Raw genomic sequence first — 15215 nt, 5'->3', positions numbered from 1 at the left:
TTCGGCCGCAAGCAAATTGAGTCCCCCCTCCCCTCGCGGGAGGGGGGTAGGGGGAGGGGGTTTTCGACGCCAAGACCGGCCTGAACCTGATGATCTGGTCCCAGCGGCCAAGCCTGTCCTTTGCGCATTCGCGCGCGGACGCGCGCAGACCCCTCCCCCTTCCCCCCTCCCGCAAGGGGAGGGGGGACTATAAAAGGCTGGGTCTCAATCATTCTGAAAACGTCCGCGCAAGCGGGAAAGGCAACCCGGTGGTTTGGCCTACGGCTGGTCCCGCTTCAGGTCCAGCCAGTCGCGCTCGCTCTCCGTCAGGGTGACCGACAGGCCCTCGATGTTCCGCCGGCTCTCCTCCAGCGTGCGCGGGCCGGAGAGGGCGAAGGTGGCGAAGGGCTGGGACAGCACCCAGGCCATGGCGATCTGCACCGGGCTGGTGCCCTTGGTTTCAGCCAAGGCGATGGCGCGGCGCCGGCGCTCGAAATTGTCCTCGGCGTGCCAGCTGTGGGCGATCTCCGGCTCCGCCGCCGCCCGGGACGGGTCGCCGCGCTCGGTGAAGAAGCCGCGGGCGGTCGAGGACCAGGCGAACAGGGCCGTGCCGCTTTCCTCCAGATAGCGCAGCCAGTCCGGGTCGCGGGCCGAGACGCAGCCGGCCCAGACCGGCTCGACCATCCGCGCCAGGGCCAGGTTGTTGCTCAGCACCGTGAAGCCGGTCTTGCCGGTCCGCTTCGCGTAGTCGTTGGCCGCCCGGAACCGCTCCAGGCTCCAGTTCGAGCCGCCGAACACGCCGATCCGGCCCTCGCGGTGCAGCGCGTCGAGCACGTCGACGAACTCGCCGACCGGCACCTCCGGGTTGTCGCGGTGCAGGAAGTAGATGTCGACGCGGTCGGCGCGCAGCGCCTCCAGGCTCTGTTCCAGCTGGCTCCGCGCCGCCTCCGGCGTGCAGTTCGGGGTGTGCGCGCCCTTGCCGATCAGGACGATGCGGTCGCGGATTCCGCGGCTGGCGAGGTATTCGCCGAACAGCGCCTCGCAGCCGCCGCGCATGTAGATCCGCGCGGTGTCGAAGCAGTTGCCGCCGCGCTCGACATAGTCGTCGAACAGCGGCGCTGCCTTGGCCAGGTCATCCTGGTTGTCGACGCCCATCACCATGCGGGCCACCGGCGCCGCGACGCCGGGGATCGTGCCGTAGATCATCTCGTTTTCCTTATTCCGCCCGCCAGCAGGCCACGCCCTGCGGCGGCACCACCGGCCCGCCCAGCAGGTAGCGGCCGGCATCCTTCACCGGCGCGGCCCAGTCGATCTCGCCGTAGTTGAAGGCGAAGGTCAGGCCGCCGCGGCGGCGCAGCCGCACCGCCTCCGGCAGCTCGGTCAGGTCCAGCCCGACGCTGCCCAGGAGGTCGGCGATGATGCCGCGCAGCAGCGCCGGGTCCGGCCAGCCGGCCAGGTAGAAACGGTTGCCGTCGCCGACCAGGGCCGGGGCGCCGTCGGCGAAGCTGGCCTGCACCGGCAGGTCGGTCTCCAGCCATTCGCGCCAGCGCCGGATCGATCCGGACAGGCCGGGTCCCTCGACCGGCTCCACCAGGTTCGGCCGCAGCGAGGCGACCTGCGTCACCTTCACCGGCAGCAGCTCCTGCAGCAGCCCCGGCGGCAGCTCGTCCGGGATGGCGAAGTCGCGGGTCTTGGACCCGGTGCGCGGGCCGAACAGGATGATCGCGTCGGTGGCGGCGAAGGCCTGCAGCGCCGCCTCCGATACGGTCGCCAGGGTCGGCACCACCACCGCCTTGTAGCCGGCCAGGGACGCGCCGGGGCGGACGAAGTCGACATCCAGGCCGAGGCGGCGGATCGCCTCGTACCAGCGGAACGCCAGGTCGGTGTAGCGGAAGTCGCGGCCCTGCGGCTGGATCCGGGTGATCCAGGAGGTCTCGTAATCGAACACCAGCGCCACCGGGGCCTGGCCGGAGGCGGGCAGGGCGCCCAGCCGCGCCAGCTCCTGCCCGACCTGCGTCGCCTCCTGCCCGCCGGGCGACAGCTCGCGGTCCGGCCGGTTCAGCCCGGCATGCATCTGCTCCTGCGCGAAGGGGCATTGCCGCCAGCGGAAATAGCTGACCACCTCGGCGCCATGGGCCAGCGCCTCCCAGCTCCACAGCCGGACCATGCCGGGCTTCGGCACCGGGTTCCAGGCGGCCCAGTTCACCGGCCCGGGCTGCTGCTCCATCACCCACCAGCGGCCGCGGCCGACGGCGCGGTACAGGTCGTGGTTGAACGGCGCCAGGTCGGGATGCGAGGTGCGGGCCCAGCGCGCCCGCTCATCATCGTCGCAGGCGATCTTCTCCAGCGTGCCCAGCGGGTAGCTGTCCCAGGAGGCGATGTCGAGGTCCTCGCCCAGCGGCCAGTGGTCGAACTCCTGGAAGAAGCCCATGAAGTTGTGGGTGACGAAGCGGCCCGGCGAATGCTGGCGGATGATCTCGACCTGCATCCGGTTGTAGGCGGCGACCTGGTCCGAAGCGAATCGCCAGTAGTCCAGCCGCGCCGCCGGGTTGGTCTCGGTCACCGCGCCGACCGGGGCGACGATCTCGTCGAAGCCGCCGACCTCCATCGACCAGAAGACATTGCCCCAGGCCTGGTTCAGGGCCTCGGGCGTCTGGTAGCGGTGGCGCAGCCAGGTCTGGAAGGCGGCGACGTCCTCGCGCCCGTAGGACAGCACGGTGTCGTGGCAGCCGAACTCGTTGTCGGTCTGCCAGCCGGCGACCGCGTCATGGGCGCCGTAGCGCCGCGCCACCGCCTCGGTGATGCGGGCGCTCTCGCTGATCCAGGTGCGGCTGGAGAAGCTGGTGTGCCGGCGCGAGCCGAAGCCCCGGGTGCCGCCGTATTCGTTCACCGGCAGGATGTCCGGGTGGCGGTCGACCAGCCATTTCGGCGGCGTCGCCGTCGGCGTGCACATCACCACCTTCAGCCCGGCGGCACCGAGCGTGTCGATGGCGCGGTCCAGCCAGGCCCAGTCGAACCGCCCCGGCTCCGGCTCGATCCGCGACCAGGCGAATTCGGCGATGCGGACGAAGGTGATGCCGACCTCGCGCATCCGGCGGGCGTCGTCCTCCCACCACTCTTCGGGCCAATGTTCCGGGTAATAGCAGACGCCGAGCATTCGAGAGCCTCGTCAGGGGCTGGTGTGGGACGCTACTTCACCGCGCCGGCGGTGATGCCGGCGACGAAGTAGCGCTGCAGGAAGATGAAGACGACGATCATCGGCAGGGTCAGCAGCGTGGCCCCGACCATCAGCGCGCCCCAGGGCACGACGTTCAGGCCGATCAGGCTGCCCAGCGCCACCGGCGCGGTGCGGGCGCCCGATTGGGTCGCGACCAGCAGCGGCCACAGATAGTTGTTCCAGGAGGCCAGGAACAGGATGATCGCCAGAGCCGCCATGCTGGGCCGCACCAGCGGCAGGGCGATTGAGAAGAAGATCCGGCCCTCGCGCGCGCCGTCGATGCGGGCGGCGTCCAGGAGCTCCTGCGGCAGCGACAGGAAGGTCTGACGCATGAACAGCACGCCGATCGAGTTGAACAGCGGCGGCACGATCACCGCGATCCAGGTGTTGGACAGGCCCAGGTCGCGCGCCACCAGCACGTATTGCGGTATGATCACCACGGCATAGGGCACGGTCAGGGTCGCCACCAGCAGGCTGAAGGTCGCCTGCTTGCCGACGAACTGGAAGCGGGCGAAGGCGTAGCCGGCCATGCTGGTCAACAGCAGCGACAGCACCGCCGAGACGGTGGCGATGCCGATCGAGTTCAGCATCGCCCGGCCGAAGCTGGCCGTGTCGTCGAGGAAAGCCCAGTTCTCCAGCAGGCTGCCGCCCGGCGTCAGCGGCAGCTCCGGCGAGAAGATGGCGTAGTCCGGCAGGGTGGCGAACACCACCATCAGGTACAACGGGGCCAGCCAGAGGAGCGCCACGGGCGCCATGCCGCCGGTCAGGGCCCAGGTGCCCCAGCGCCGGCGCGATCCTATGGTGCGGAGCATCGCCATCCTCCTCAGGCCTTCCGGCCGCGGGTGAGCATGAGGTTGAGCGCCGCCATCACCGCCGCCATGGCCGCGATGGTGTAGGCGATCGCCGCGGCATAGCCGAAGTTCAGGCTGACGAAGCCCTGCTTGTAGAGATAGGTGCCGAGCGTCTCGGTGGCGCCGCCCGGCCCGCCGCGCTCGGTGATCAGCCAGGGCTCGGTGAACAGCTGCATGGTGCCGATGATCGACAGGACCAGGCAGAACACCACGATCGGCTTCAGCAGCGGCAGGGTGATGCGGAAGAAGCGGTCGACCGGGGAGGCGCCGTCGATCGCCGCCGCCTCGTACAGGTCGCGCGGGATCGACTGCAGCCCGGCCAGCAGGATGATGGCGTTGTAGCCGGTCCAGCGCCAGGTCACCGCCACCATGATCGTGGCCATCGCCGCGTTCGGGTCGTGCAGCCAGTCGATCGGGGCCAGGCCCAGCGCCGCGAGGCCGTGGTTGACGGCGCCGAACTGACCGTTGAACAGCAGCCGGAACACCACCGAATAGGCGACGTCGCTGACCACCACCGGGGCGAAGAAGGCGAAGCGGTAGATCGGCCGCAGCTTCAACAGCGGCGAGTTCAAGGCCAGGGCCAGCAGCGTGGCCAGGGTCAGCATCACCGGCACCTGGATCACCAGGATGATCAGCGTGTTCTTCAGCGCCTCCTGGAAGGCGCGGTCGACCAGCAGCCGCCGCCAGTTGATGCCGAGATTCCAGGCCCAGGGATTGACCCGCGTGTTCTGCAGCGACAGCAGCGCCGAATCGATGATCGGCCAGCACCAGAAAACGGCGAAGACCAGGAGGTAGGGCAGCAGGAACCAGTACGGTGCCAGTGCGTGGCGCCGGCGCCGCCACCCGCCGCCGGCCTCCGACAGGGCGGCGGCTGGGGCCCCGCGTGTCCGCGGGGCCTGGAGGCCGGCTCGGGTGGCGGTTCCCATCACGCGGCCTCCGTCATTCCGCGACGGGCAGGCCGGTGGCGGCGGCGATCTGCTCGGCCGCCTCGTCCAGGGTCTCCTTGGCCGACTTGCCGTTGCCCTTCAGATAGGCCAGCAGGATGCCGTCGGCGATGTTGTCGGCCTCGGCGAAATACTGGGTGCCGCGCGCCGGCTTGATCTGCTGCAGGGTGGACAGCACCACCTCCCAGACCTTCTGGCCACCCCAGTAGGGCAGCGGCTGCTGGACAAAGGGATCCTGGATCGCCTCCGGCAGCGTCGGCACCAGGCCCGAGGCCTTGAGCTGGGTGATCTGGCTGTCGGGCCGGCCGAGCGCGAAATTGATGAAGGCGAGCGCCGCCTGCGGGTTCTTCGACGAGGCCGGGATGGCGAGCGAGGAGCCGCCGATATTGGCGGCACGGTTGCCGCCGGATTCGAACGCCGGCAGCTGGAAGACGCCCCATTTGCCGCTCAGCTCCGGCGCGTTGCCGCGGACCGAGCCCTCGTACCAGGCGCCGAAGACCGAGCTGGCGAGGCGGTTGGCCTTGATCGCCTGCAGGCTGCCGTCCCAGTCGCCCTCCATGAACAGGCCGGCATCCGTGATCTTCTTCACCGTCTCCAGCGCCTGGACGCAGCCGGGCCGGTTGACCGTGATGTTCTCGCCGCCGTCGTCGAAGAAGGCGCAGCCGGCCTGGTTCGCCAGGATGCGGAACCAGGCCGTGTTGGTCGCGCCGCTGTTGGTGGAGACGAACTTCACGTCGGGGCCGGCCTTGGCCAGCACCGCCTTGCCGGCGGCGATGAAGTCGTCCCAGGTCGCGATCTTGGCCGGGTCCACGCCCGCGGCCTCATACATGTCGCGGCGGTAGAACACCACGGCTGGCCCGGAATCCCAGGGCATGGCGTAGATCTTGTCGCCGACGGTCAGCTCCGCCAGCTTGAACTTCGGGAATTTGGCGAGGAGGTCGGCCTCCTTCGGGTCCAGCGACTTCAGGTCCAGGAAGCAGTCCGGGAAGCGGGCCCAGAACACCTCGGACTCGTGGTTCTCGACCGAATAGACGTCCGGCATGTTGATGCCGCCGGCGGAGCAGCCGGCGAGGCCGCGGTCATAGACCGGCTGGTTGCCCAGGTCCTCGACAGTCACCTTGACGTTCGGATAGGCCTTGTTGAAGTCGGGCACCACGGCCTTCAGGGCCGTCGCCGCCACGTTCCAGCTCCAGACCGTGATCTCGCCCTTCACGTCCGACTGCGCCATCGCCGGCGCCGTCAGGGCTAAAACGGCCGCGCCGGCCAAGCCGGACATCATGCCGGCAATCCTGCCGAGTCTGCTCATAGAGTCCTCCCTCGTATCGTGTCTGGTCCGACCGACGGGTCCAGCCTGCCACAGGCGGGACTGTCTTCGCGGAGCTTATCGTCGCCTTGCGCCTGGAGTATGAATCCGATGGTTTCCGCATGTCGTCCCGATCAGGGACGAATTCTTCCGGGATCCTAAGGTGTGTGATGGGACAAGCCTCGACTGCGCGCATACCGAGACTGCCCGGCCTGTCGGAGCGTATCGTCAGCGCCGATGCGCGGCGCGAGGTCCTGGTGATGCGGCGGGCGCACCAGCACAGCCAGATCGAGCTGAACCTGATGCTGGAAGGGGCCGCGACCTATCTGTTCAACGGAAGGCGGGTGACGATCGGGGCCGGCGATTTCGTGTTCTTCTGGGGCGCCATCCCGCACCAGACCATCGAGGCGTCGAGCCCGGCCAGCTTCGTCTGCCTGTACCTGCCGATCGAGATGTTCCTCAGCGCCGCGCTGGGGCCGCGGCTGAAGAGCGCGGTGCTGGGCGGCGGCATGATCGGCGACCGGGCGCCGCTGCCGTTCGACGCGGCCCAGTTCGAGCACTGGCATGCCGAGCTGAACCGCGGCGACGACCGAATCACCGCCCTGGTGCGGCAGGAGATCGAGCAGCGGCTGCGGCGCAGCGACCTGTGCGGCTGGGAGGTGCTGAGCGACACCGGCGACGGCGCCGCTGCCTCCGAAGGCCGGCACGCCAAGGTCTGGGCCATGGCCGGCTTCATCGCCGCGCATGCCAGCGAGCCGATCTCGGTCTCCGACGTGGCGGCCTCGGTCTGCCTGCATCCGAACTACGCCATGGCGATCTTCCGCGAGGCGCTGGGCCTGAGCATCGGCGGCTATCTCACCCGCCAGCGCCTGTACGTGGCGCAGGCGCTGCTGCTGTCGACCGACACCGACATCGTCACGGTCGCCTTCGAGGCCGGCTTCGGCTCGGTCTCCCGCTTCTACGAGGCCTTCAGCCGCCACTTCGCGATGCCGCCGAGGCAGTTCCGGATTCTCTATCGGGGCGGTGGGTGAGGGCCTACAGCCCGTCCTTGAGGCTCCAATGCCCGCCCCAGCGCGGATCGGCCTCGTCGCGGACGTCCTGGAAGCGGATGTCGGCGGACAGGCGCATGACCCCGTCCGGGTCGTCGTTGCGGGTCGCGGCGTGGATCATGGTGGGGCTGTGCAGCACCACGTCGCCGGCGGCGTAGTCCGCGGCCAGCCAGCGGGTGCCGAAGCGCTCCGCCATCGCCGGCAGGTCCTTCGAGATCCAGCCGGTCTCGGTCATGTTGCGGTTGTAGGCGCTGATCCGCTCCTCCGGCGACAGGTCGGCGTTCTTGCGCGCGAACTCCGCCTCCATCTCGCGGCCCAGGCGGTGCGACCCTTCCAGATACAAGAGCCCGCCCATCCGCACCGGCACGTCGCCGATCGGGATCCAGGCGGTGACCAGCCGGTCGGTGCCGGCGCGCAGATAGATCAGGTCGTAATGGGCGCCGGTCGAGGCCGGGTCGCCGGGCCGGGTGAAGCGCAGGATCTTGCGCCGGTGCAGGGTGGAATTGCCGCCGATCAGCCGGTCGATGAAGCGCCACAGCTCCGGCATCAGGCAGAAGGATTCGAAGGCCGAGGAGCGCACCAGCTCCATCAGCCGGCCGCGCGACGCGGCGTCGGCCGGGAGATCCGAGGCGCGGCCCTCGAGCGGGTCGGAGCCAGGGGCCAGCAGGCCGAATTCGGCGAATTGCGCGAAGACGTGGCGGCGGAACTCCAGCACCGCCGCCCGCGGCAGCAGCGACCGCAGCCAGAGGTAACCTTCGGCATTGTAGCGCGACCTCAGGGCCGCGAGATCCTCCGCCGGATCGCTCGGCGCCAGCCAACCCAGCCGGGCCGGGCTGCAGTCGAGATCATAGCCGTTCGACGACAGGGCGGACGGCAGAACGGCCGGACCCATCTCCTCCTCCCATGACAACGCGCCCTGCGGCGCTTGGCGGCCATCATGCACCCCGCGGCCTGGAATGTCGTCGCGTCCCGGTGGCTTTTTCTCCGGAATCCTCAGGTCGGGCCGGCGCGGCGCGAGGATGTGGTGTTCGTCATGAAAACCATTTAATATCAAATGGTTAAGTATTGTGAACCACACTTCTTAGCCGAGGCTTAGAGAGATATGTCCGGGTTCCAGATGAAGCAGCCGGCGCAGCGTTGCCAGCGTCCCGAGGCGGGGCGCGGCCGCTGATGGACCGCGCCTCCCAGGCAGCGCTGGCCAGCGTCTTCGTCGGGGCGCTGGTGCTGGGGCTCAAGTTCCTGGCCTACTGGGTCACCGGGTCGATCGCGCTCTACTCCGACGCGCTCGAGAGCATCATCAACGTGGTCGCGGCCGGTGCCGCCTTCATCGCGCTGTGGATCTCGGCCCAGCCGGCGGATGCCAACCACCCCTACGGCCACACCAAGGCCGAGTACTTCTCGGCGGTGTTCGAAGGGCTGCTGGTGGTGCTGGCCGCGCTGTCGATCCTGCGCGAGGCCTGGTCCGGCCTGCTCGACCCACGGCCGATCGACGCGCCGGCGCTGGGCCTGGCGATCAACGCGGTCGCCTCGGTCATCAACGCCGTCTGGGGCTGGTGCCTGCTGCGCTGGGGCCGGAGCCTCCGTGCGCCGGCGCTGGTGGCGGACGGCCGGCACGTGCTGACCGACGTCTACACCTCGGGCGGGGTGCTGGTCGGGGTCGGCCTGGTGGCCCTGACCGGCTGGCTGATCCTCGACCCTATCCTCGCCGCGCTGGTGGCGGTCAACATCCTCTGGTCCGGCTACACCATGGTCCGGGATTCGGTCGGCGGCCTGATGGACGAGGCGGTGCCGCCGGAGACCCTGGCCCGCATCCGCGAGGCGATCGCCCGCACCGGCGGCGGCGCGCTCGAGGCCCATGACGTGCGCACCCGGCATGCCGGGCGGCTGACCTTCATCGACTTCCACCTGGTGGTGCCCGGCGCGATGAGCGTCTCCGAGGCGCACGACATCTGCGACCGGATCGAGGTGACGCTGCGGAAGGACATCGGCCCCGACACCGTCATCAGCATCCATGTCGAGCCGGAGGAGAAGGCCAAGCACGGCGGCCTGGCCATCGCCCGGAACCGGCCGCACCGCCCGATGCCTGTGGAAGCCCATGCGGCGGGCGAGCCGGCCGCGCCGCCGCGGCGGAGGTTCAGCCGACGGCGGTGACCAGCACGTCGACGGTGCCGACGCCGTCGAATTCGGCCTCGGCCCGGGCGCCCGGCTTCACCACATGGACGCCGGTGGTCATGCCGGTCAGCACCCAGCTGCCGGCGGGCAGGTCCCGGCTGCGGCGGCCGAGATGCTCGGCCAGGAAGGCGAGGGAGGCGATCGGCCCTCCGCCGGCGACGCGGGCGGCGCTGCCCTCGCCGACCACCACGCCGTCGACCCGCATCCGCACCGTCCAGTCGGACGGTGCCCGGATGTCCCACGCCGCGATCTCGGGCCCGAGCACGAGGCCGGCATTGTTGCCGAAATCGCTGGCCACGGCGCCGGGTCCGAGGTCGTTGAGGGTTGCCAGCGGGCTGCCGGCGATCTCCATCCCGGCATGGACCGCGGCGACGAAGGGCCGCATCTCGTCGAGGGTGCGCGGCCGCGCCTCGGCCGGGATGTCGCGGCCGATCCGCAGCACGAATTCGGCCTCGACCGCGCCGAAGCCGCCGGGGATCACCGGCGTCTCCACCCGTCGCTCGCGGGCGTCGCGGAAGTTGCGGGCGAAGACCGGGCCGGCCAGGCGCGGCGCGTCGTAGCGCGGGCGCCAGACTTCGGCGATGCCGGCCACTTTCCAGCCGACCAGCGTATCGGTCCACAGGCCGATCGCCTCCTCCTGCACCGCATAGGCGGTGGGAAGATCCGGCGGCAGCGTGCCGGGATAGGCCGGCAAGGCGCGGCCGGCGCGGCGCGCTTCGGTGAAGGCGATGGCCAGGTCGCGGCTCGAACTCATGGCAGGCTCCGTCGGCTGATCTGGATTCTTGTGTATGGTAGTATGGGCTGTTATGCAAGGTGGCAACGGCATGCAGGATCCGGCGTGAAGATCGACCCCGCCCACAGCTTCGAATCCGCCGCGCATCGGCTGGAGCGCGAGCTGCGCCGCGCCATCGTGGCGCTGGAGCTGCCGCCCGGCGCCCGGCTGTCGGAGCAGGAGATCGCACAGCGTTATGGCGTGTCGCGCCAGCCGGTGCGCGAGGCGCTGATCGCGCTGGCGAAGACCCGGCTGGTCGAGGTGCAGCCGCAGCGCGGCACCGTGGTGGTCAAGCTGTCGGTGCGGCGGATGGCGGAGGCGCGCTTCGTCCGCGAATCGGTCGAGGTGGCCCTGGTGCGGCGCGCCTGCGAGGGCTTCGACCGGTCGAGCCGCGAGCGCATCGACGACCTGCTCGACGCCCAGGCCAGGGCCGCGTCGCGCGGCAACCATCACGACTTCCAGCGCGCCGACGAGCTGTTCCACATCGCCATTGCCGAGGGCGCCGGCTGCGGCTTGGCCTGGACGGCGGTGGAGGACCTGAAGGCGCATATGGACCGGATCTGCACCCTGACGCTGCCGGGCGCCGAGGCGATGCTGCCGCTGGTCGACCAGCACCGCGCCATCATGGCCGCGATCGACGCCCGCGACGCCGACGCGGCGGAGCGGGCGATGCGCCACCACCTGACCGAGATCCTGCGCGCTTTGCCGCGGATCGAGGCCGAGCACCCCGAACTGTTCGACGAGCCCGCCCCGGGCCGGACCCGCTAGACGAGGACACACGCATGACCGCGAGCGACATCCCGACCACCCGCCAGGCGGTGCATTACGAGCAGGCCGAGATGCTCGACGGCGAGGATCTGCGCCGGCATTTCCTGATCGAGCAGCTGATGGTCCCGGGCCGGCTGAGCGCCACCTACACCCATTACGACCGGATGCTGGTGATGGGGGCGGTGCCGACCGACGCGCCGCTGGTGGTCGGCGAAGACCTGGCCAGGCTGGTCGGCAGCGCCACGCTCCTGGAGCGGCGCGAGCTCGGCCTGATCAATGTCGGCGGTCCCGGCCGGGTCACGGCGGACAAGACCGTGTTCGAGGTCGGGCCGCAGGACGCGCTCTATCTCGGCAAGGGCACCGCCTCGGTCGCCTTCGCCAGCGTCGATCCGGCCAATCCGGCGAAATTCTACATCAACTCGACCCCGGCCCATGCCGGGCTGCCGTCGCGGGTGGTCGCGCGCGACCAGGCGATCGTCAAGGAGCTGGGGGCGCCCGAGACCAGCAACCGCCGCACCCTGCACCAGTACCTGCATCCGGAGGTGCTGCCGACCTGCCAGTTGCTGATGGGCCTGACCCGGCTGCACAGCGGCAGTGTCTGGAACACCATGCCGGCGCACACCCATGACCGGCGGATGGAAGCGTATTTCTATTTCGAGTTGCCGGCCGATGCGGTGGTGATGCACTTCATGGGCCGGCCCTCGGCCACCCGCCACCTGGTTGTCCGCAACGAGCAGGCGGTGCTGTCGCCGCCCTGGTCGATCCATTGTGGCGCCGGCACCGCCGCCTATGCCTTCATCTGGAGCATGGCGGGCGACAACCAGGCCTTCACCGACATGGACTTCGTCGCCATGGGGGACCTGCTGTGAGCTCCGGCCTGTTCGATCTCTCAGGGCAGGTGGCGCTGGTCACCGGCGCGCGCACCGGGCTCGGCCGCGGCATCGCCGTGGCGCTGGCCGAGGCCGGGGCCGATATCGCCGGGCTCGGCTCCCGCCCGATGCCGGACACCGCGGCGGCGATCGCCGGCACCGGCCGCCGTTTCGTCGAGGTGGTGCGCGACCTCGAGGACTCCTCCGGGCTCGAGGCGGTGGTGGCCGACATCGTCGCCCGGCTCGGCCGGATCGACATCCTGGTCAACAACGCCGGCATCATCCGCCGCGCCGACCTGCTGGAGTTCAGCGAGGCGGACTGGGACGCGGTGATGGCGGTGAACCTGAAGAGCGCCTTCTTCCTCAGCCAGGCCGTCGCCCGCCACATGGTGGGGCAGGGCATCCGGGGCCGGATCATCCATGTCGCCTCGGTGCTGTCCTTCCAGGGCGGCATCCGCGTGCCGTCCTACACCGCGGCCAAGCACGGTATCGCCGGACTGACCCGGGCGATGGCGAACGAGCTGGCGCCGAAGGGCATCACCGTCAACGCCATCGCCCCCGGCTATATGGAAACCGACAACACCGAGGCGCTGCGCGCCGATCCGGTGCGCACCCGCCAGATCCTCGACCGCATCCCCGCCGGCCGCTGGGGCGTGCCGCAGGACCTGGCGACGGCGACGCTGTTCCTGGCCTCGCCGCACAGCGGCTACGTCACCGGGGCGCTGCTGCCGGTCGATGGCGGCTGGCTGGCGCGGTGAAGTATCGGGTTGCTTTTATGCCGAATTCACAGCATAATTGGTCATTCAATCGATTAAGATTGAAACTATATTTCTATTCGTTTTACCATCGCTGATGCCGGTTCGATCCCTCACGTCGAGGGCGCGAACCGGCATCAGGCGTTTGACGCATTGTCGATCTCATTTTTTCAGGAGCATTTCAGATGGAATCCTATCTCGCCACGATCATGGGCTGGGCGCCGAATTTCGCGCCGCGCGGCTGGGCCTTCTGCGGGGGCCAGATCCTGTCGATCGCGCAGAACTCGGCTCTGTTCGCCCTGCTCGGCACCACCTATGGCGGCAACGGCCAGACCACCTTCGGGCTGCCCAACCTGTTCGGCCGAGTTCCGATCGGCGCCGGCCAGGGTCCGGGGCTGCCCAACCACGGTCTCGGAGAGCTCAGCGGCACGCCGACCACCACCCTGACCATCAACAACCTGCCGGCGCACACCCATGCCGTGAGCTTGGCCGGGCAACAGAAGGTGGCCACCTCCGCCAGCAGCACCACCCTGACCGCGGCGGCCGCCGACTCGATCCTGGGCGCGCCGAACTTCCTGGACTCGACCTCCGGCTCGAGCGTCGACGTCAACACCTTCGCCGCCGGCGGCGCCAGCCCCTCGGTCTCCCTGGCGATCCCGGTGACCGGCACGATCGGCCCGACCGGCGGCTCCCAGCCCTTCTCGATCATGCCGCCCTATCTGGCGATCAACTGGATCATAGCGCTGGAAGGCATCTTCCCGCCGCGCGACTGAGGGAGCGTCGCGATGCTCGCCGAACTCAGCTTCGATGATTTCAAGGACCACCGTGGCCAGACCTTCGTGGTCGAGGGGCCAGGCGGGCGGGTGGAGGCGACGCTCGTCGCCGTCCGACTCTCGCCCTACGAGTCGCCGGGCCTGCTGCGGCGCCACCCCTTCGCGATCCTGTTCACGGCGCCGCCGACACCGGATCTCGGCGCCCAGGTCTACAACATCCGGCACCCGTCCAAGGGGCTGATGGAGGGCGTCTTCGTCAACCCGGTGGTGCCGGCGGCGATGGACCAGCCGAAGGCGCAGGGCGTCCGCTTCTACGAGGCGGTGTTCAACTGAGCAGGCCGCGGTCGATCGCGGCCAGGATCCGGTCCCGCAACGCATCGAGCCCCCGGGCCAGGTCGCGATGCTCCCGGACCAGCGCCGTGATCGACCGTTTTTCTTCCGAAATCAGGTCGGAGCCCGACCTGACCGCATCGGCCAGCCGGGTCTCGGCCGCGTAGCGGCGGTGATCCAGCGTGCCCAGGGCCGTGTCCAGGCGCATCCACTCCGCCAGCAGTTCCGCCGCCGCGTCCGCGTCCCGCGCCTGCAGCGTCTCGATCGCCCGCCGCAGCGGCAGCCGGGCGGTGCTGTGGCTGCAGGCCAGCTGGGTGTCGCGCCGCCCGGCCGGGCACAGCGCCGGACGGGCGTAGCCCTCGGGCTCGACCGCATGGGCCAGGGGCCGACCGGCCGCATCGCGCGGCACCGCCTCATGCGCCATGCCGCAGGCCACCGCCTGCGAGGCCGCGACCCGGTCGCGCAGCCGGGCCAGTTCGGCGTTGGTGTCCGCCGCGGTCACTGCGCCTCCCGCGCGGCCGCGGCGTCGAGATGGATCTCCGGATGCCGGCAGCGATGCAGGATGGTGGCCGGCCAGCCCGGCTCGAAGTCGCGGCTTTCCAGCAGCCGCCGCACCGCCTGCCGCTTGCGGCCGCCATGGATGATCATCAGCGCCGCCCGCGACAGGCCGGCGATGGTGCCGAGGCCGACCGACACGCCCCGGTGCGGCACCTCGGCGATGGCGGCGAAGCCGGGGAAGGTCGCCATGTTGTCGCGCCGCGTCTCCTCCGCCAGCGCGACGACGGCGGTTCCGCCCTCGGCCGGGCTGTCCGGCGGGTTGAAGGCGACGTGGCCGTCGCTGGCGCCGCTGGCCAGCAGGAACAGGTCGATGCCGCCGGCGTCGCGGATCCGTCGGTCATAGGCCTCGGGCTCGGCCGGAGCCGGGCACCACACGCCCGTCGCCGGCAACTGCCGCGGTGCCGGCAGCTTGGCGTTCAGCACGGCCCGGATCTCCTGCTCGGCGAAGCGGCGGCAGCTGTAATGCGCCCGCGGGTCGCACAGAACGGGCCCGTCCGGCCCCTCGGCCAGGTACTCGTCCATCATCACCAGCACCAGCCGCGACAGGTCGAACCGGGTCATCCCGGCCAGGGCGCCGAGCGCGGCATAGACCGGCGCGGCCGATCGCCCGGCCGGGCAGCCCAGCAGATAGGGCCGGCTCTCTTCCGCCGCGCGCTCGATCCCGCCCAGGATGCGCTGGGCGACGGCGCGGCCCAGCGCGTCCGGCGTCGGATGGACGGTGACCGGGATGGCGATGGTGGATCGCATGGGCGGGTCCTGGCGGCCGACCGGGAACGAGGAGTGTGCAGAGGCCGGCCCCGCGGCGCAATCACGCCCGACCATTCAGCACCTTCGGCGCTGAATGCGATCTGATCTTTCCGTTGGAACGCTGAAAT

16 protein-coding genes are annotated in these 15215 nt (G+C 70.2%); 7 read left to right on the top strand and 9 right to left on the bottom strand.

Annotated elements, in window-relative coordinates:
* Nucleotides 1-258: 258 nt before the first annotated feature.
* The 5 genes from ACFW16_RS31515 to ACFW16_RS31495 are packed head-to-tail and all read right to left on the bottom strand — an operon-like array spanning nucleotide 259 to nucleotide 6297.
* A complete protein-coding gene (locus ACFW16_RS31515) occupies nucleotides 259-1185 on the bottom strand; it encodes an aldo/keto reductase (RefSeq protein WP_380312791.1) in 927 nt (308 codons plus the stop codon).
* A 10-nt stretch (nucleotides 1186-1195) separates the two neighbouring features.
* Nucleotides 1196-3136 (bottom strand): beta-galactosidase, encoded by a 1941-nt coding sequence (locus ACFW16_RS31510; protein WP_380312789.1) that lies wholly within the window; start codon nucleotides 3134-3136, stop codon nucleotides 1196-1198.
* Between the two features lie 32 nt (nucleotides 3137-3168).
* On the bottom strand, nucleotides 3169-4008 hold the full coding sequence (locus ACFW16_RS31505; RefSeq protein WP_380312786.1) for a carbohydrate ABC transporter permease: 840 nt from the start codon (nucleotides 4006-4008) through the stop codon (nucleotides 3169-3171).
* Nucleotides 4009-4019: 11 nt separating this feature from the next.
* Nucleotides 4020-4973, bottom strand: a complete 954-nt coding sequence (locus ACFW16_RS31500) for a carbohydrate ABC transporter permease (RefSeq protein ID WP_380312784.1) — start codon at nucleotides 4971-4973, stop codon at nucleotides 4020-4022.
* Between the two features lie 13 nt (nucleotides 4974-4986).
* On the bottom strand, nucleotides 4987-6297 hold the full coding sequence (locus ACFW16_RS31495) for an ABC transporter substrate-binding protein (protein ID WP_380312782.1): 1311 nt from the start codon (nucleotides 6295-6297) through the stop codon (nucleotides 4987-4989).
* A 167-nt stretch (nucleotides 6298-6464) separates the two neighbouring features.
* Here ACFW16_RS31495 and ACFW16_RS31490 point away from each other — a divergent pair, with 167 nt between their 5' ends.
* Nucleotides 6465-7325 (top strand): helix-turn-helix domain-containing protein, encoded by an 861-nt coding sequence (locus tag ACFW16_RS31490; RefSeq protein ID WP_380312780.1) that lies wholly within the window; start codon nucleotides 6465-6467, stop codon nucleotides 7323-7325.
* A 4-nt stretch (nucleotides 7326-7329) separates the two neighbouring features.
* Here the strand turns inward: ACFW16_RS31490 and ACFW16_RS31485 are convergent, their stop codons facing one another.
* Nucleotides 7330-8235 carry a phytanoyl-CoA dioxygenase family protein gene (locus tag ACFW16_RS31485; RefSeq protein WP_380312778.1) on the bottom strand — a complete coding sequence of 302 codons (906 nt, stop codon included), beginning with the start codon at nucleotides 8233-8235 and terminating at the stop codon, nucleotides 7330-7332.
* A 278-nt stretch (nucleotides 8236-8513) separates the two neighbouring features.
* On the opposite strand from ACFW16_RS31485, the gene ACFW16_RS31480 reads away from it, so the two are divergent.
* Nucleotides 8514-9494 (top strand): cation diffusion facilitator family transporter, encoded by a 981-nt coding sequence (locus tag ACFW16_RS31480; RefSeq protein WP_380312776.1) that lies wholly within the window; start codon nucleotides 8514-8516, stop codon nucleotides 9492-9494.
* Here ACFW16_RS31480 and ACFW16_RS31475 read toward each other — a convergent pair.
* Nucleotides 9478-10269, bottom strand: a complete 792-nt coding sequence (locus ACFW16_RS31475; protein WP_380312774.1) for a 2-keto-4-pentenoate hydratase — start codon at nucleotides 10267-10269, stop codon at nucleotides 9478-9480. The genes ACFW16_RS31480 and ACFW16_RS31475 overlap by 17 nt on opposite strands.
* 84 nt (nucleotides 10270-10353) lie before the next feature.
* Here ACFW16_RS31475 and ACFW16_RS31470 point away from each other — a divergent pair, with 84 nt between their 5' ends.
* The 5 genes from ACFW16_RS31470 (at nucleotide 10354) to ACFW16_RS31450 (ending at nucleotide 13785) form a co-directional block, all read left to right on the top strand.
* A complete protein-coding gene (locus tag ACFW16_RS31470) occupies nucleotides 10354-11055 on the top strand; it encodes a GntR family transcriptional regulator (protein WP_380312771.1) in 702 nt (233 codons plus the stop codon).
* A 14-nt stretch (nucleotides 11056-11069) separates the two neighbouring features.
* Nucleotides 11070-11924 carry a 5-dehydro-4-deoxy-D-glucuronate isomerase gene (kduI, locus tag ACFW16_RS31465; RefSeq protein ID WP_380312769.1) on the top strand — a complete coding sequence of 285 codons (855 nt, stop codon included), beginning with the start codon at nucleotides 11070-11072 and terminating at the stop codon, nucleotides 11922-11924.
* Nucleotides 11921-12682: a 2-dehydro-3-deoxy-D-gluconate 5-dehydrogenase KduD gene (gene kduD, locus ACFW16_RS31460; RefSeq protein ID WP_380312767.1), complete on the top strand. Its 762-nt coding sequence runs from the start codon at nucleotides 11921-11923 to the stop codon at nucleotides 12680-12682. The genes kduI and kduD overlap by 4 nt, the downstream gene beginning before the upstream one ends.
* A gap of 182 nt (nucleotides 12683-12864) precedes the next feature.
* Nucleotides 12865-13452, top strand: coding sequence for a phage tail protein (locus ACFW16_RS31455; RefSeq protein ID WP_380312765.1), 588 nt, complete (start codon nucleotides 12865-12867; stop codon nucleotides 13450-13452).
* Nucleotides 13453-13464: 12 nt separating this feature from the next.
* On the top strand, nucleotides 13465-13785 hold the full coding sequence (locus ACFW16_RS31450; protein WP_380312763.1) for a DUF6916 family protein: 321 nt from the start codon (nucleotides 13465-13467) through the stop codon (nucleotides 13783-13785).
* Here the strand turns inward: ACFW16_RS31450 and ACFW16_RS31445 are convergent.
* Both ACFW16_RS31445 and ACFW16_RS31440 read right to left on the bottom strand, forming a co-directional pair.
* Nucleotides 13778-14284: a hypothetical protein gene (locus tag ACFW16_RS31445; RefSeq protein WP_380312760.1), complete on the bottom strand. Its 507-nt coding sequence runs from the start codon at nucleotides 14282-14284 to the stop codon at nucleotides 13778-13780. The two genes, ACFW16_RS31450 and ACFW16_RS31445, sit on opposite strands and share 8 nt — an antisense overlap.
* Nucleotides 14281-15087, bottom strand: coding sequence for a 6-phosphogluconolactonase (locus ACFW16_RS31440; protein ID WP_380312758.1), 807 nt, complete (start codon nucleotides 15085-15087; stop codon nucleotides 14281-14283). Before ACFW16_RS31440 ends, ACFW16_RS31445 begins: the two co-directional genes overlap by 4 nt.
* Nucleotides 15088-15215 lie beyond the last annotated feature (128 nt).

Source organism: Inquilinus sp. NPDC058860 (assembly GCF_042743185.1).
Classification (GTDB): Bacteria; Pseudomonadota; Alphaproteobacteria; order DSM-16000; family Inquilinaceae; genus Inquilinus.
The sequence above is the reverse complement of the archived record's forward strand: the minus strand, read 5'-3'. Positions and strand labels throughout refer to the sequence as shown.

Coding starts and splice junctions, on each gene's coding strand:
- ACFW16_RS31515 (WP_380312791.1), bottom strand. CDS start 1,185: ATGATCTACGGCACGATCCCCGGCGTCGCGGCGCCGGTGGCCCGCATG.
- ACFW16_RS31510 (WP_380312789.1), bottom strand. CDS start 3,136: ATGCTCGGCGTCTGCTATTACCCGGAACATTGGCCCGAAGAGTGGTGG.
- ACFW16_RS31505 (WP_380312786.1), bottom strand. CDS start 4,008: ATGCTCCGCACCATAGGATCGCGCCGGCGCTGGGGCACCTGGGCCCTG.
- ACFW16_RS31500 (WP_380312784.1), bottom strand. CDS start 4,973: ATGGGAACCGCCACCCGAGCCGGCCTCCAGGCCCCGCGGACACGCGGG.
- ACFW16_RS31495 (WP_380312782.1), bottom strand. CDS start 6,297: ATGAGCAGACTCGGCAGGATTGCCGGCATGATGTCCGGCTTGGCCGGC.
- ACFW16_RS31490 (WP_380312780.1), top strand. CDS start 6,465: ATGGGACAAGCCTCGACTGCGCGCATACCGAGACTGCCCGGCCTGTCG.
- ACFW16_RS31485 (WP_380312778.1), bottom strand. CDS start 8,235: ATGGGTCCGGCCGTTCTGCCGTCCGCCCTGTCGTCGAACGGCTATGAT.
- ACFW16_RS31480 (WP_380312776.1), top strand. CDS start 8,514: ATGGACCGCGCCTCCCAGGCAGCGCTGGCCAGCGTCTTCGTCGGGGCG.
- ACFW16_RS31475 (WP_380312774.1), bottom strand. CDS start 10,269: ATGAGTTCGAGCCGCGACCTGGCCATCGCCTTCACCGAAGCGCGCCGC.
- kduI (WP_380312769.1), top strand. CDS start 11,070: ATGACCGCGAGCGACATCCCGACCACCCGCCAGGCGGTGCATTACGAG.
- ACFW16_RS31455 (WP_380312765.1), top strand. CDS start 12,865: ATGGAATCCTATCTCGCCACGATCATGGGCTGGGCGCCGAATTTCGCG.
- ACFW16_RS31450 (WP_380312763.1), top strand. CDS start 13,465: ATGCTCGCCGAACTCAGCTTCGATGATTTCAAGGACCACCGTGGCCAG.
- ACFW16_RS31440 (WP_380312758.1), bottom strand. CDS start 15,087: ATGCGATCCACCATCGCCATCCCGGTCACCGTCCATCCGACGCCGGAC.